This is a genomic window from Martelella alba (assembly GCF_005217455.1).
Taxonomy (GTDB): Bacteria; Pseudomonadota; Gammaproteobacteria; order Enterobacterales; family Enterobacteriaceae; genus Acerihabitans.
This window is the reverse complement of sequence record NZ_SZPQ01000029.1, coordinates 44,431-60,887: the sequence shown is the minus strand read 5'-3', so window position 1 is coordinate 60,887 and position 16,457 is coordinate 44,431. Positions and strand designations below refer to the sequence as shown.

At 56.2% G+C, this 16,457-nt stretch carries 13 protein-coding genes and 1 riboswitch; of the genes, 11 read left to right on the top strand and 2 right to left on the bottom strand.

Features of this window, described 5'->3' with window-relative positions; genetic code table 11:
* The first annotated feature begins 10 nt into the window (after window positions 1–10).
* Genes FCN80_RS18225 through FCN80_RS18210 form a run of 4 tightly spaced genes read left to right on the top strand, consistent with a single transcriptional unit; the run spans window position 11 to window position 4,149 of the window.
* Entirely contained in the window at window positions 11–796 is a 786-nt protein-coding gene (locus FCN80_RS18225) for an ABC transporter permease (protein WP_136991593.1), read from the top strand.
* A 2-nt stretch (window positions 797–798) separates the two neighbouring features.
* Complete coding sequence (locus FCN80_RS18220) at window positions 799–1,791, top strand: ABC transporter ATP-binding protein (RefSeq protein WP_136991592.1); 993 nt, start codon at window positions 799–801, stop codon at window positions 1,789–1,791.
* Window positions 1,788–2,438 (top strand): HAD family hydrolase, encoded by a 651-nt coding sequence (locus tag FCN80_RS18215; protein WP_136991591.1) that lies wholly within the window; start codon window positions 1,788–1,790, stop codon window positions 2,436–2,438. Before FCN80_RS18220 ends, FCN80_RS18215 begins: the two co-directional genes overlap by 4 nt.
* A 55-nt stretch (window positions 2,439–2,493) precedes the next feature.
* Window positions 2,494–4,149 (top strand): Na/Pi cotransporter family protein, encoded by a 1,656-nt coding sequence (locus FCN80_RS18210; protein WP_136991590.1) that lies wholly within the window; start codon window positions 2,494–2,496, stop codon window positions 4,147–4,149.
* Here FCN80_RS18210 and lysC read toward each other — a convergent pair whose 3' ends face one another.
* A complete protein-coding gene (lysC, locus tag FCN80_RS18205) occupies window positions 4,150–5,520 on the bottom strand; it encodes a lysine-sensitive aspartokinase 3 (protein WP_136991589.1) in 1,371 nt (456 codons plus the stop codon).
* 102 nt (window positions 5,521–5,622) lie between these two features.
* Window positions 5,623–5,815: riboswitch (Lysine riboswitch) on the bottom strand.
* 277 nt (window positions 5,816–6,092) lie between these two features.
* Here lysC and pgi point away from each other — a divergent pair.
* The 7 genes from pgi (at window position 6,093) to ubiA (ending at window position 13,922) form a co-directional block, all read left to right on the top strand.
* Window positions 6,093–7,739: a glucose-6-phosphate isomerase gene (gene pgi, locus FCN80_RS18200; protein WP_136991588.1), complete on the top strand. Its 1,647-nt coding sequence runs from the start codon at window positions 6,093–6,095 to the stop codon at window positions 7,737–7,739.
* A gap of 546 nt (window positions 7,740–8,285) precedes the next feature.
* Window positions 8,286–8,555, top strand: a complete 270-nt coding sequence (locus tag FCN80_RS26495; RefSeq protein WP_170975442.1) for a hypothetical protein — start codon at window positions 8,286–8,288, stop codon at window positions 8,553–8,555.
* 70 nt (window positions 8,556–8,625) lie between these two features.
* Window positions 8,626–9,273: a YjbF family lipoprotein gene (locus FCN80_RS18190; protein ID WP_136991586.1), complete on the top strand. Its 648-nt coding sequence runs from the start codon at window positions 8,626–8,628 to the stop codon at window positions 9,271–9,273.
* A 32-nt stretch (window positions 9,274–9,305) separates the two neighbouring features.
* Window positions 9,306–10,025: a capsule biosynthesis GfcC family protein gene (locus tag FCN80_RS18185; RefSeq protein ID WP_230492765.1), complete on the top strand. Its 720-nt coding sequence runs from the start codon at window positions 9,306–9,308 to the stop codon at window positions 10,023–10,025.
* Entirely contained in the window at window positions 10,025–12,112 is a 2,088-nt protein-coding gene (locus FCN80_RS18180; protein WP_136991584.1) for a YjbH domain-containing protein, read from the top strand. The genes FCN80_RS18185 and FCN80_RS18180 overlap by 1 nt, the downstream gene beginning before the upstream one ends.
* A gap of 385 nt (window positions 12,113–12,497) precedes the next feature.
* Complete coding sequence (ubiC, locus tag FCN80_RS18175) at window positions 12,498–13,004, top strand: chorismate lyase (RefSeq protein WP_136991583.1); 507 nt, start codon at window positions 12,498–12,500, stop codon at window positions 13,002–13,004.
* A 36-nt stretch (window positions 13,005–13,040) separates the two neighbouring features.
* Window positions 13,041–13,922 carry a 4-hydroxybenzoate octaprenyltransferase gene (gene ubiA, locus FCN80_RS18170; protein ID WP_136991582.1) on the top strand — a complete coding sequence of 294 codons (882 nt, stop codon included), beginning with the start codon at window positions 13,041–13,043 and terminating at the stop codon, window positions 13,920–13,922.
* Window positions 13,923–13,938: 16 nt separating this feature from the next.
* On the opposite strand, the gene plsB is transcribed toward ubiA, so the two are convergent.
* Window positions 13,939–16,398 (bottom strand): glycerol-3-phosphate 1-O-acyltransferase PlsB, encoded by a 2,460-nt coding sequence (gene plsB / locus FCN80_RS18165; protein WP_136991581.1) that lies wholly within the window; start codon window positions 16,396–16,398, stop codon window positions 13,939–13,941.
* Between the last annotated feature and the right edge of the window lie 59 nt (window positions 16,399–16,457).

Below are 16,457 nucleotides of genomic sequence, written 5' to 3'. Positions count from 1 at the left end.
GGAGACCGCGATGACGCGCGTCGAAGGAATTTACCATCGCTGCGTGGTAACAATCATGCTGGTGATACTGCTGTCACCGCTGGTCGCCACGCTGATTTACGCCTTTTCCACCCAATGGGGTTCGACCATTCTGCCGGAAGGGTTAACCGTGGACTGGATGAAGCAACTCTGGATGGATAGCCGTTTCCTGACGGCGCTATGGCATTCTCTGTTGATTTGCCTGGGGTCGCTGCTCTTTGCGGTCGTGTTGATATTACCATTAATGTTTGTAATTGCTTACTATTTTCCTCGGCTGGATGCGGTGATGAACATTCTAATCCTGCTGCCGTTCGCCGTTCCACCGGTGGTTTCCTCGGTGGGGTTGTTACAGTTGTACTCCGACGGGCCATTGACCTTGACCGGTACGCCCTGGATCCTGATCGGCTGTTATTTCACTATCGCCCTGCCTTTTATCTATCGGGCCATCACCAATAATATGCAGGCTATCCGCCTGCGCGACCTGATGGATGCCGCGCAATTGCTGGGCGCCAGCACCTGGCGGGCGGCTCTATGGGTCGTACTGCCTAATTTGCGCAAGGGTTGCATGATTGCCTTACTGTTGTCCTTCTCTTTTCTGATCGGCGAGTTCGTCTTCGCCAATCTGCTGGTGGGCGATCGTTTCGAAACGCTGCAGGTGTATCTCTACAATTTGCGCACCAGCAGCGGTCACCTCACCAGCGCGCTGGTGATCTCCTATTTCCTGGTGGTTTTGCTGCTCACCCTGGCGGCCAATATTCTCAATAAGGACAGGGACTAATCATGTCTTACTTGGCGGTTAAGCAACTGAATAAGCATTACGGGCCGACTCAGGTCTTCGAGAATATCGATTTTAGCGCCGATGAGGGGGAATTCGTGACCTTGCTCGGGCCAAGCGGTTGCGGCAAATCCACGTTGCTGCGTTGTCTGGCGGGGTTGACGCCGGTGGATAGCGGACAAATCCTGATCGCGGGCGAAAACATCGTGCCGCTGGCACCGCAACAGCGAGGCATCGGTATGGTTTTCCAGAGCTATGCCCTGTTTCCGAATATGACGGTGGACGGCAATGTGTCTTTCGGCCTCAAGATGCAAAAACTGCCCGCGGCGGAAATCCGCCGACGGGTGGACGAGGTGTTGACGCTGGTGGAGTTACGGGATTTCGCCCACCGCTATCCGCACCAATTATCCGGCGGACAGTGCCAGCGGGTGGCGCTGGCGCGCTCATTGGTCACCCGTCCCCGGCTGCTTTTGCTGGACGAACCCCTTTCCGCTTTGGATGCCCGTATTCGCAAACATCTGCGCGATCAAATTCGACGTATTCAGCAGGAATTGCGCCTGACCGCGATTTTCGTTACCCACGATCAGGAAGAGGCATTGACGTTGTCGGACCGGGTCGTGCTGATGAATAAAGGCAAGATTGTGCAAAATGGCAGCGCGGAAGCGCTGTACACCCAACCGGTCGATGCCTTTGCCGCCGGTTTTATCGGCAGTTACAACCTATTGAGCGCCGGCGAGGCGGAACAATTGACCGGCCGCGCCTGGCAGGGGCAGGTGGCCATCCGGCCCGAGTCCATCCTTCTGCTGCCCGCCGGCCAGGGTATCGCCGCGCGGGTGGCGGGGCACAGCTTGCTGGGAAATGTGATCCGCTACCGCATACGGGTGCGGGAAATCGAATTACTGGTGGATGTGTTAAACCGCTCGGTGGCCGATCTGTATCCTGATGGCGTAGAGATTGGTCTACAGTTAGATATGGCGACATTATGTGAGGTGGCATGAGCCTGGCGTTGTTTGATTTGGATGAGACCTTGATAAATGGAGACTGCGCCAGTTTATGGAGCCGTTATATGTTTGAGACGGGCTGGGCGGGGGATGCTGCTTTCGTGCGGCGAGAGCAGGAGATGATGCTGCAATATGTTCAGGGCACGTTGTCCATGGATGAGTACATGTCGTTTACCCTGCAGCCGCTGGCCGGGCGTTCGGTTGAGGAAGTGGCGCATCACGTGCGCGGGTTTATCGCCAAAGCGATTGTCCCCGTCATGCGCACCAATGCCTTGCGATGTATCGCCGCTCATCGCGACCGGGGCGATCGGGTCATTGTTATTTCCGCTTCGGGAGAACACTTGGTCAAACCTATTGCCGAACGGTTCGGGGTACGCGAGACGCTTTCCATTGAACTGGCCGTGCGGGACGCGCGCTACACTGGTGAAACCAAAGGCATCCTGACTTACCGGGAGGGCAAGGTCGCGCGGCTGGCCGCGCTGCTGGACGGCGACCTGACGGCGTTAGCCGAGGCGAGCTTTTATTCCGATTCCGGCAACGATTTACCGCTACTGGTCAAAGTGGGCGATCCCCATGCCGTTAACCCTGACGGCGTATTGTTAAACCATGCGCGGCGGGCGAGATGGCCGATTCATCATTGGTAGCAAACGCCTTGTTTGATATCCGATCGACAAGTGGCGAAAAGGAGGTTAAAAACGCGTGTTGACGTTGTTGCATCTGCTTTCGGCGGTGGCATTGCTGGTATGGGGCACGCACATTGTCCGGACCGGAATTATGCGTGTCTATGGTGCCCGGTTACGGCAGGTGCTCAGCCGCAGCGTTGAAAAAAAAACCATGGCGTTCATGGCCGGTATCGGCGTCACCGCCCTGGTGCAAAGCAGCAACGCCACGGCCATGCTGGTCACCTCATTTGTTTCCCAGGGCCTGGTGGCGCTAAAACCGGCCTTGGTGATTATCCTCGGCGCGGACGTGGGCACCGCCCTGATGGCCAGAATCCTCACGTTCGATCTCTCCTGGCTTTCTCCCTTGCTGATTTTTATCGGCGTTTGTCTGTTTTTGGGCCGGAAACAAACCCGGGCTGGGCAAATCGGCCGGGTGTTCATTGGTCTTGGTCTGATACTGCTGGCGCTGGAATTGATTGTTGACGCGGCCACGCCCATCACCCAGGCCAATGGCGTAAAAGTGCTGTTCTCATCGCTCACCGGCGATGTGGTGCTTGACTCCCTCACCGGCGCGCTCTTTGCCATTATCAGTTATTCCAGTTTGGCCGCGGTATTATTAACCGCCACATTGACCGCCACCGACGTCATTTCTTTTAAAGTGGCCCTTTGCCTGGCGATCGGCGCTAATCTCGGTAGCGGAATACTGGCCATGATCAATGCCAGCGGGCAAAACGCCGAGGGTAAGCGGGTCGCCTTGGGCAGCCTGCTGTTCAAACTGGCGGGCTGTGTGGTGGTGCTGCCGGCGGTGTCGTTGCTGGCGACCGTGCTGGGTCGCCTGCCGGTCAGCCCTTCCGAGCTGGTGATTTATTTCCATGTGTTTTATAACCTGCTTCGCTGTCTGATCCTGATCCCGTTTGCCGGTCCGATGGCCCGGTTGTGTACGCAATGGATAGGCGCGACACCAGGGGGCGAACTCGGCGTGAGGCCGCGCCATCTGGATGTCAGCGCCCTTGATACCCCCACGCTGGCGCTGGCCAATGCCGCCCGCGAAACCCTGCGTATGGGGGATGTGGTGGAAAGCATGCTGCTATTGCATGGCGAAGTGCTACACGGTCTGCCCAACAAGGACCGGGAAGTCAGCCGCCTGGATGACGATGTGGACGTGCTGTACACCGCCATCAAGCTGTATTTGGCGCAAATACCCAAAGAAGAGCTGGGCGAAACGGATTCGCGCCGTTGGGCGGAGATTATTGAGATGGCGCTCAATCTCGAACAGGCCGGCGACATTATCGAGCGTATGACCGGCGATGTGGCGGCCAAATCCCTGGCAACGCGCCGGGCGTTTTCCGCCGAGGGCTTGCAAGAGCTGGATACGCTGCACGAACAACTGATGTCCAACCTGCGCCTGGGCCTGTCGGTATTCCTCTCCGGCGATATCACCAGCGCCCGGCGATTGCGCAGAGCCAAACACCGGTTTCGCATCACCGACCGCCGCTATGCCCATGCCCATGTGGATCGTCTGCATCAACAGAATGTACAGAGCATGGAGACCAGTTCGTTGCATCTGGGTCTCCTGGGCGATATGAAACGGGTCAATTCCCTGTTTTGCGCGGTGGCCTATAATGTATTGGAGTTGGAAGACGACGGCGAGACGGAGACCGATGAACACCGCAGGGCTTCCAACCCCCTCTGACTATTCGGCGTCGAACAGGTTGGCATGCAGGGTCTTGACGACCTGTTCAGCGTCCTGGCCCGGCACCAGCAGACAAAGATTGTGATTGCTGGCGCCATAACAAATCAGGCGGATATTAAAAGGATCCAGTACCCCGAAGACCTCTTTGCCCACACCGCACGCCTGCGACAGCTTGTTGCCGATCAAGGCGACCAGCGCCAGATTTTCCTCGACCTCCACCCGACAAAGCGACGACAGCTCCGTTAGCAAAGACGTGGTCAACAGGCTGCCGTCGGTGGAGGTGGAGCCGGTGGTGTCCATGGTCAAGGCAACGCTCACTTCCGACGTGGTAATCAAATCCACCGAAATATAATGACGGGCCAAAATCGCGAAAACCTCGGCCAGGAAGCCGCGGGCCTGCAACATATTCAAACTGTGCAGCGTCAGCAGCGTTTGGCGGCGGCGTAGCGCGATGGCGCGAAATAGCGGCGGATTGGGCGTGTGGTTGCAAACCAGCGTGCCGCCGATGGTGGGTTCTTTGCTGGAGCCGACAAAGACCGGTATTTCGCTGCGCACCGCCGGCAACAAGGTGGCCGGGTGAAGGATTTTCGCCCCGAAAGTGGCCATTTCCGCCGCTTCCTCAAAACTTATCACATCAATACGTCTGGCTTGCGGCACGACACGGGGATCGGTGGTGTAAATGCCGGGAACGTCCGTCCAGATATCAATACGCGACGCGCAAAGCGCCTCGCCCAGCAAGGCGGCGGTATAGTCGCTGCCGCCGCGGCCAAGCGTGGTGGTGCGGCCCTTGGCTTCGCTGCCGATGAATCCCTGGGTAATGATCAGGGCCTCATCAAGGCGCGGCAGTAACTGACTACGGGCTAATTCCTTCAGTGCGGCAATATCCGGTTCGGCGTGACCGAATCGATCATTGGTGCGCATGACCTTGCGCACATCGAACCATTCCGCCGCGACTTGCCGTTGACGAAGAATTTCCACAAACAGCAATGTCGACATCAACTCGCCGTGACTGACCAGCTCGTCGGTGAGGGCATGGGACGTGGCGAGCCCCGCGGCTTCGGATAGCATGGCAAGGTTATCCAGCATGCGATCGATTTCTTCACGAATGACCTGAGCGTCAGCCAAGCGATCAATGATGGCGTATTGAATACGGCGGATTTCATCCAGATAAAAAGCGCGGCGCTCGGGTTCTTTGCCCTCAGCCAAAGCCACCAGCAAATTGGTTACGCCGGCCGAGGCGGATAACACCACCAGTCGCACGTCGGGATTGGACAGCACGATGTCCGCGCTGCGATTCATGGCATCGAAATCAGCGACGCTGGTGCCGCCGAATTTTGCCACAATCAAGGAATTGGATGTACTTTCTGCCATGCTCTTAAAGCCTCGCGTCGGGATATCTACCGTGAACAGTTATCAAGGGTCCTTGGCACGCGTCAAGAGCGGAAAAAGGGAGCAGAGGTAGACATCTACGATACGCCCAGAAGCGCCCCACCGTGCCGTCGCCCAAGGGCGAATGCCAGTGACAACCCAAGGGATTCAGCCCCTGCGGTCGATGGCGGTCCGTCCGTATTCCTTGCGCCATCTCGGCGCCGCTCCCCCTGGGGTTTTTTCTTCGGACTACGGATCCTCCGAAACCTTGCCTGGGCGGCGCGCCTCTTCTGGTTTACGCATAATCATGCGTAACTCGGCCATTAGAAATAGCGGGTAATGACGCGTCTGTCAACGAGCAGTGTATGACCTTTTTTCAGGATCCGGCAGGCGCGCGGGCAATAGTGCAAAACCGCTCCACTCTGATACTCTCAATGGCAGGCGCCCGTATGCGCTGGCGGGCCCAAACCCCATTAAGATTGCCTATCGCAATAAAAGACCTCGCAAGTCACGGCCTTGGCGATACAATCGTTATCATCGGATTCGTTTCATTCTCAATAGACAAGAGTGTTGCCATGAAAAACATAAACCCTAGCCATACCGCCGCCTGGAAAGCGTTGCAACAGCACTATGACCAGATGAAAGACGTGAAAATCAGCGATCTGTTCGCCGGGGACGGCGCGCGTTTCGCCAAGTTTTCCGCCACGTTCGATGACCTGATGCTGGTGGACTATTCCAAAAACCGGATTACCGGCGAAACGCTGGAAAAACTCCAGGCGCTTGCCAGGGAATGCGATCTGTCCGGCGCGATAAAATCCATGTTCTCCGGTGAAAAAATCAATCGCACTGAAGATCGCGCCGTCTTGCATGTCGCGTTACGTAACCGCAGCAACACCCCAATACGGGTGGACGGCAAAGATGTCATGCCGGAAGTGAATGCCGTACTGGCGAAAATGAAACAGTTTTGCGATCGGGTGATAAGCGGCGATTGGCTGGGCTATACCGGTAAACCCATCACCGATGTGGTCAATATCGGCATCGGCGGCTCTGACCTCGGCCCCTATATGGTGACGGAGGCGCTTCGGCCTTTCAAAAATCATCTGACCATGCATTTCGTGTCCAATGTGGACGGCACCCATATAGCGGAAACGGTCAAACCTCTCGACCCGGCCACTACGCTGTTTCTGGTGGCATCCAAAACATTCACCACCCAGGAAACCATGACTAACGCCCATAGCGCCCGGCAATGGTTCCTTAACACCGCCGGCGATGCCAAACATGTGGCCAAGCATTTCGCCGCCTTGTCGACGAATGCCAAGGCGGTTGGCGAATTCGGCATCGATACCGCGAATATGTTTGAATTCTGGGATTGGGTGGGGGGGCGCTACTCGCTCTGGTCGGCTATCGGTCTTTCCATCGCCTTGTCTGTCGGTTTTGAAAACTTCGAAAAACTGCTGGCCGGCGCCCATGCCATGGATCATCATTTCGTCGAAACGCCGGCCGAACGCAACCTGCCGGTGCTATTGGCATTGATAGGCATCTGGTACAACAATTTCTTTGGCACGGAAACTGAAGCCATCCTGCCTTATGACCAGTATATGCACCGGTTCGCCGCCTATTTCCAGCAAGGCAATATGGAATCCAACGGCAAATATGTTGATCGCGACGGGCATCCCGTCTCCTATCAGACCGGACCCATCATCTGGGGGGAACCGGGCACCAATGGTCAGCATGCATTCTATCAACTGATCCATCAGGGAACCAAAATCGTGCCTTGCGATTTTATCGCCCCGGCCGTCAGCCACAACCCGCTGGCCGATCATCATGCCAAATTGCTGTCGAATTTTTTCGCCCAGACCGAAGCGCTGGCTTTCGGTAAATCCCGGCAAGTCGTTGAGGACGAGTTCGCCGCGGCCGGCAAAACTCCGGAGCAGGTACGGCATGTGGTACCCTTCAAAGTGTTTGAAGGCAATCGGCCCACCAATTCCATACTGCTTAAAGAAATCACGCCCTATAGTCTGGGCGCCCTGATCGCGCTGTATGAGCACAAGATTTTCACTCAGGGTGTTATCATGAATATATTCACTTTCGACCAATGGGGTGTGGAACTGGGCAAACAATTGGCTAATCGGATCCTGCCGGAATTAGCCACCAACGACCCGGTCGCCAGTCATGACAGTTCCACCAATGGTTTGATCAATCGTTTCAAGGCTTGGCGTTAACGAGCGAAACAGAATGTCGCCGCGGGCAACCGTGAAAAGGGTTGCCCGTCGGGAAACGGCTGGCTTTGCATTATTTACATTGCCCGGCCGCTGCGCTACGCTTTAACCTTGGCTAAGGATAATCCTAAAAAAAGACGCCGGCGCATTTTGCCTTTCTTAACATTCCCTTAAGCCCATTGGTCGGGGTAAAGTTGAAATTTCGCCACTTTCAAACAGATAGTAATTGAGCACAATGCCCTTAAAGTAATAGCGTTAAAATATGCCTTGGTGGGATAATTCTGAATTATTCTGCCGTCTCTTATGGCAATATATTGTATCTAGGGCCCGTGAGGCGCCTTATTTAGAATTTGATCGCTGAAATTAGCGGCCAGGCAGAGAAAGCTACTGCCAACACATTCTGCTGTTTCGCTCAAAACGGGAAGGTTTCCTCCGTGACAGATGTATGCAAGATATATTTTATTGCATTATATTGCTTTATGATGATTATATAAGGGCAATTCACCCTTTAGATTTAGTCATCATCCTCATGAGCGAAAGGTAATATCTATGAAGAAATTGTTTACTCTTGTAATGGCCGCGATGCTGATGGCTAGTGGTTCTTATGCCCTGGCTGCCGCGCCCGGCACCAATACCACCACCTCATCATCCGGCGCTGCCGGCGCCACCGCGTCGGGTCTTGGCGCGGGCGCCGCAACCGCTATCGGCGTTGGCGCCGTCGCGTTGGTCGCAGGGGCCGCGCTGGTCGCCTCCCACAACGATGACAACGGCGGGACGCCCACGCCGACCAGCGGGACCACCACATCAACCGTTCAGTAATAATAATGACTCGATAACCACACGCAGGTGTGGTTATTTTTTTGGTCTCCTTTCGTTTGGGATGAACGACGTGCGCTATTTATTTTTATTGGTGGTGTGCTTTCTGGTGGCCGCGTGCAGTCAATCGCAAAAGAGCCTGGGTGAAACCTTTAAGGTCGCGGCATTCGGCATGCCTGACGTGGAGATGACTCCGGAACAGGTCAGGGATATTCCCTATGCCAGTATGTATGCGCGGGTTAATAATGGCCCGCAGATTTTCGTGGTGCTGGCCTACGCCGAAAACGGCAATCTTAAATGGGTCACCCGCGACAAGGCCATGCTGGTTACCCGCAACGGCCGCCTGATAAAGACCCTTGATTTGACCGATAACCTGCTCGATGTTACCAATCTGTCCGCCGATCCGCTCATCCATGCGAATCGCATTACCGATGGCGCCCAATGGACCCGGACTCAGACATGGACCGAAAGCAGGAAAGTCTACACGGCCACGTTTACGTCCCGCTTTACCCTCGCAGGCAATGAAACCCTGACCATTCTCGGGGCTCCGCACACCGCGCGTATCCTTGATGAAGATGTCGACGTGGCGGAACTGCATACCCATTATCGCAACCGTTACTGGATCGATCCGGTCACCGGCGGCGTTTATAAAACCCAACAATTTATCGGGCCGGATTTCTTCCCCGTCGAAACCACCACTTTAAATCCGTATAAGCCATGAAAAAAAGACTCTTGTTGATAGCGAGTTTATGTGTGGGTTTTGTTGCTTCGGCCGCGGCTGACAGCCGGGTCACCGTTTATTTCCCCGGACAGTCCCGGCCCGCGGTGATAACCGGCGCGTCCCATCTGGAACAGGTCGCGCTGAACCCGGTTCTCGCCGGACATACCTGGTGGCCCGGCACGATTATCGCTGAAAAAATGGCCACCGCCGTGGAGCAGGAACGACAACGGCAGTTACTGGCCAGGCTAAGTACCTTGAGCGGCGAACTCCGGCGGGATAACGACCTCGATCTGGCCGCATCGGTGGATCGGGTGCGCGGTCAGCTTTCCGCCATCAAGGTGACCGGCCGGCAGTTCGTTTCAATGGACCCGGATGTGATCCGCCTGGAGCCCGGCGCCGATTATGCCCTAAGCGGCGACTATACGGTTTATGCCCTGGCGAAACCCAGCTCGGTACGTCTGTTTGGCGTATTGACCGGTACGGGTTCTGAGCCTTATCAGGTCGGCAAGGATGTCAGCGATTATTTGGTTGGTCATGAGCGGCTAAGCGGCGCGGATAAAAGCGTCGCCTGGCTGATAACGCCCGACGGCCGCGCCAGATCGGTACCGGTGGCCTATTGGAATCGCCGTCATAACGAAGCCCTACCGGGCAGCGTGATATACGTCGGCTTTTCTTCGTGGTCGCTACCGGGCGATTACCGGGACGTGAATGATCAAATCGTTACTCTGCTGACTCACCGGATCCCTGACTGATGAAAAAAACCTATCTCCTGAGCCTCATCGCGTTGTCAGTGGCTTCCGCTTGCCAGGCGGCGCCTTATACCGAACCGCTGGGACCCTCACAAATGGATTTGGGCGGGGTGGGGCTGTTGCAGACGCCGACGGCCCGCATGGCGCCGGACGGCGAGTTCAGCATGAACTACCGCGATAACGATCAGTACCGTTTCTATTCCATTTATGTCCAATTGATGCCCTGGTTGGGGAGTACGATACGCTATACCGACGTGCGAACCCGCAAATACAGCAACGATCCGAATTTCAGCGGTAATCAAACCTATAAAGACAAAGGCATCGACTTCAAAGTGCGTTTGTGGCAGGAAGGTTATTATCTCCCCGAGGTGTCGCTGGGCATTAATGACTTCGGCGGCACCGGGCTGTTTGACAGCGAGTTTCTCGCCGCCAGCAAGGCTTGGGGACCTTTCGATTTTTCCCTCGGGCTCGGCTGGGGTTATCTGGGCAATAGCGGCAACGTGAAAAACCCGTTTTGCTCGCTATCCAATGACTATTGCTATCGCAGCAATGCGCACAACGCCGCGGGCTCCTTCAACACCGGTGATTTCTTCCACGGTCCGTCATCGATATTCGGCGGCGTGGAGTATCAGACGCCCTGGCAGCCGTTGCGCTTGAAACTGGAATATGAAGGCAACAACTACAAAGGCGATTTTGCCGGCCAGCTTAAGCAAAATACGCCGATCAATGTCGGCGCGATTTATCGATTGACCAACTGGGCGGATGTCAATCTGAGTTATGAGCGTGGCAATACTCTGATGTTCGGCTTTTCATTACGCACCAATTTCAATGAATTGCATCAATCGCATCTGGACAGCGAAAAGCCGGCGTATCAGCCTCATCCGCAAGACGAGATCTTGCAGCATCAGGTGGTGGCGCAGCAGTTGACCGATATGGATAGCGTGGCGGGTTTCGCCGCGCCGCATATCCAGGTTAAAGGCAATACCCTGTACATGACCGGCGAGCAATATAAATATCGCGATGGCGCCGAGGGCGTCGATCGCGCCAACCGTATTCTGGTCAACAACCTGCCCGCCAATATCGATACCCTCAAAGTCACCGAGACACGGCAGCACATGCCGATGGTGACGACTGAAACGGATGTCAAGAGTTTGCAGGATAGTCTAAAAGGCTATCCGCTTGGGCACGAACAGCCGCTGAAACAGCGCCGTACCGAGCCGGATGTGCCGAAAAACGCTGAACAGGGTTACTATATCGAACGCAATCGCCTGGAATTGGGCTGGTCGCCGGTGCTCAACCAGTCCTTCGGCGGGCCTGAATCTTTTTATATGTATCAAATCGGCGTGGAAGGCTACGCCAATTACTGGATGACCGATCATTGGGTGAATTCCGGCAGCCTGTTCGGCAATATCATCAATAATTACAATAAGTTCAAGTTCACCAGTCCGCCCAGCGATTCGCATTTGCCGCGGGTCAGGACCCGCATCCGCGAATATGTCGGCAATGATGTGTACATCAGCAATCTGCAGACCGCCTATATCAACAGGCTCGGCGACGACTGGTATGGCCAGGTCTATGGCGGCTATTTGGAAATGATGTATGGCGGGGTGGGCGGTGAAGTGCTTTATCGTCCGCTGGATTCCAATTGGGCGGTGGGCCTGGATGGCAATTATGTCAAACAGCGTGATTGGAACAACATGATGCGGTTTGCCGACTACAGTGTCGCCACCGGTAATCTGACCGGTTATTGGGAACCCAGTTTCCTAAACGGCGTGTTGGTTAAAGCCAGCGTCGGGCGTTATCTGGCGAAAGACAAGGGCGTGACCTTTGATGTTTCGCGACGGTTCGACAGCGGCGTTGTCGCCGGCGCGTTCGCCACCTTTACCAACGTTTCCCGCACGGACTATGGCGAAGGTTCTTTCACCAAGGGTTTCTATTTGTCGATTCCGCTGGATCTGTTGACCGTTACGCCAAATCGCACTCGGGCGCAATTGAACTGGATCCCGCTGACCAGAGACGGCGGACAAATGGTGGGACGCAAATTCTATCTGTATGATCTGACGAGCGAACGTTCACCGGAAGTGCGCTGAAATCCTCGAATATCGATATCGGCGCCAACGGCCTCCTTCGGGAGGCCGTTGCCGTTGTCGGCGAGTCGCGTGGCCGTGACGGACCGCGGGGCGGCGGGAAAGTCGGGATGGCAAGGATTCTTGACTTGATCCGCGCAGCGGGCGATAGTGGCCGCAATACCGTCTCATCCGGCAATGCCGCGTGCGGGTTTTCCGCTCTCGCCCCGTGGGGGTGTTTTGACCGCGCCGCTGCTCGTCGCTTGTATGGTCTCCCCACGCGCCATGCGACTCGCGTTTGTGGCGCGGCAATTCATCGGCGGCGTCCGTGAATATTCGTGGAACAGGGATTGGTACGTGTTCTGGGCTACAATTGTATCCGACTCTCAATTGACATCATGAGGACAGGATGACGGACGATCCTTCTACCACGCTCTTGGCGGCTATCCGCTGGTTTGACGGTCCGCGCCCGTGTTTAAGTCCGACGCAAGAGAATTGGTTGCTGGAAAGCGACTCGATGACCCTGCGTCTGGAGCGCCACTGCCGGACGCTAAGCGTCCGGCGTATCCGGGAAGGGTATTGCTCCGCCGCCGAATCGGGCGGCGATAGCGCATTGTTACCCGCAAGCGGGCGTTACTGGCTGCGGGAAGTGGTGCTTTATGGCGATGGCCGGCCCTGGCTGGCGGGCCGTACCTTGATTCCCGCGCATGTGCTCGGCGATGCGGAGAGCGCGTTAACCGCGCTTGGGGATACGCCGCTGGGCCGCTGGCTGTTTCGCGAGGGTCCCCCGGCGCGCGATTTCATTCAACTGGGACGCGCTGACGGATTATGGGCGCGCCGGTCCCGCTTGCATTCCCATGGCAAGCCATTGTTGTTGACCGAACTGTTTTTATCAGACGCACCGCTGTATCGTTGAACACGGCGACGCTTGACCGACTAAAGGAGTAAAAAAGTGGAACATGGCGCCACATTGGGTAAATGGCAAGCCTGTTGCCGGCTAATGCGCATTGATAAACCCATTGGTTCTTTGTTGTTGCTTTGGCCGACACTCTGGGCCCTCTGGCTTGCCGGACGGGGTGTGCCCGATTTTGGCATCCTGGGGGTATTTATCGGCGGCGTCTTTTTGATGCGCGCCGCCGGCTGTGTGGTTAATGACTTCGCTGATCGCAGAATCGATGGACATGTCAAGCGTACCGCCTCGCGTCCCCTGCCCAGCGGCCTGGTCAGCGAGAAAGAAGCGAAAGTGTTGTTCGTTGCTTTGGTGGCGGCGGCGTTCGGACTGGTGCTGACATTGAATACCATGACCATCGTCCTCTCGGCGGCGGCCCTGGCGCTGGCCTGGGTCTATCCGTTCATGAAACGGTACACGCACTTGCCGCAACTGGTGCTTGGCGCGGCCTTCGGCTGGTCGATCCCGATGGGGTATGCCGCGGTCAGCGAAGCGTTGCCGCTGTCCTGCTGGCTCTTGTTTGCGGCGAATATTCTTTGGACGGTGGCTTATGATACCGAGTACGCCATGGTGGATCGGGATGACGATCTGCGCATCGGCGTAAAATCCACCGCTATCCTTTTCGGACGCCACGACAAAACCCTCATTGGTCTGCTGCAAGGCGCTACGTTACTGCTGCTGGCCGCCCTCGGCTGGCTGTCGCGGTTGAATGCCGTTTATTACGCGGCGTTGCTGCTGGCGGCGGGCCTGTTTCTTTATCAACAACGATTGATTGCCGGCCGGGATCGCCAGGCCTGCTTCAAGGCTTTTTTAAACAATAACCTGGTCGGGATGGTTATCTATGCCGGGATCGCCTTGAGCCTGCTCGGCGCGGGGACCCGTTAGGCCCCCGCGGCCGCGGCTAATCCGCCGACGTCGCGTCGGTGATTTTTACCGACGCCAGCACGCCGGCGCTTTCAATGGTCAATTGCACTTCCGGCGTAACCAATTCGCTCAGGATCAGGCTTGTCTCGTTGACTTTTTCCTCTATGGCGTCGCCGGTATCGCTAATATAGTGCTGGTCGCGCAGCGTTCCCACCAAGGTGGAAAACACCGCTTTATCAAAGAACTCCGGCGCGTTGATACCGTGCAGCACCGAGAGGCGCTGGGCCATGATACGGCTTTCTTTTTCCAGCGTTCCGCGGTTAATCCGCGGGTTGAATCGCAGCAGGGAAAAAGCGATGGCGTAACGTTGCAGTGTTTCCCTAACGCCGGCGGCCAGCAGTTGCAGCGTATGGGCCCGGCCAGGATTGATGCTGAGCCGCTGCGCGTCTTCCGTGATCAATTCCTGTCGCAACAGTTCCGCTATCAGCCTGAGGATAATCGCTTCCAGTTGATTGTCGTCATAATGCATGAACAATTCAGCTTTCAGCAACGGATACAGCAGCGTTATCCGGTGTAGCAGTCGTGCGCGATCAATACCGGGATGGCCGATCACCATGGCCGCCACCAGCGACGGTAGAATGAACAGATGCTGAATATTGTTGCGGTAGTAGGTCATCAGGACGGCCCGTTCCCGCGACAAGTAGATAATGTCGCCAATGGTATCCTGTTCAATACTGAATTTATCCATGCCCAACGCGTGTTCGAGCAATTGCTCCGCGGTCGCGTCCGGTACGGTAACGTCCGGCGCGTAGGGCACGTTGCGTAACAGCGCCATATAACAGGTCAGTTGTTGCAGCAACTGCTCGCGGGTCAACGAACGTTGTCGCGACGCCAGTAACACCGTAGAGCACAGATTGATGGCATTGGCGGCGGCGGCGTTATTGATCCGGACCATGATTTTGCCGGCGATGTCGGCCACCGCCGTCGCCAGCCAGGCGGGGCGTTGCGCCTCGATAGGATCGATGGATTCGCGCCACTGCGGCACATGCTGGTTAAGGTAGGCGCTCAGCGATAACGGTTCGCCGAAATTCACATAGCCCAGGCCCAGGTTGCGCAACTTGCGCAAGCCTCGCAACATCTGGAAAAACCCTTCTTTTTCCTTGGTCGCGCCGCGCAATTCCTTGGCATAGGTCGCCACCTCCATGACATGCTCATAGCCGACATAGATCGGCACCAGGGTAATGGGCCGGTTTCCGCCGCGCAACATGGCCTGAAGGGTCATGGTCAGTGTGCCGGTTTTGGGCTCCAGCAGCCGGCCCGTTCTGGAGCGCCCGCCTTCCATAAAATATTCCACCGAGTATCCGCGGGTGAACAATTCACCGAGGTATTCGCGGAATATGGTGGAATAAAGTTTGTTGCCCTTGAACGTCCGGCGGATAAAAAATGCGCCCAACCGGCGAAAAACCGGCCCCGCCGGCCAGAAGTTCAGGTTGATGCCGGCGGCGATATGCGGCGGCACCAGACCCTGATGGTAGAGAACATACGACAACAGCAGATAATCCATATGACTACGATGACAGGGCACATAGACGATTTCATGCCCGTCTTCGGCCAATTGCCTCACCCGCTCGGCGTTACGCACGTGCAATCCCTGATAAAGGCGATTCCAGGTCCATCCGAGGACCCGATCGGTGAGACGCACCGCCTCATAAGAGAAGTCCGCGGCGATCTCCTCCATTATCCCGATGGCCGCCTGCTGCGCTTTTTCCACGGAAAGCTTTTTGGTGCGCGCCTCATCTTCCACGGCTTTTTCAATGGCCTTGGACGCCAGCAGCTTATTGAACAACTCCTGCCGGACCGGCAGGCGCGGCCCCACCGCCACCAGGCGCTGGCGGGCGAAATGAATCCGCGCCACTCTGGCCAGTTTCTGGGCAATCGTTTTATCGGTGCCGTGCTCCGTCGCCATATATCGCATGGATAGCGGGCTGGAAAAGCGGACGAAGCTGTCGCGTCCCAGCCACAATACGGCAATGAATTTCTGGAAACCGTTCAGCAGACGTAGTTGCGGCGCGGGATGATTGGGTTGCGCCTCGCGGCCGGGCGATCGTCCGAACATCACCGCGACCGGCACCATCTGCACATCCAACTGCGGATTGTTGCGATGTAAGTCCAGGTAATTATGAAATAACCTGACGGACTCCGGCTTTTCGGTGAAATAGGAAAAGACCCGCGGTCCGTCGTTGATAAAGACATAACGCGGCAAACTGACGCCGTCGATATTCACTTGGTCCAGCGGATCCGGCAATTGCAGTTTTAGACACTGCGCGCGTAGCGTAAGCAAGTCCGCCTTGGAATTATAAGGTAGAACATACATTATCGGCCGTAGCGGATCCAAGCCGGTCTCCCCTTGGGGATCGGCCGGAATCACCTTACTCCTGACCAACAGTTTCAGCGGTAAATTCAATAACGCATAATATAAAGTACGCCAACCTGACATATCTTTGTAAAGCCTCTTGTTAGCATTGCGGCACAAGAATACCAGAAACCGCGCCACAG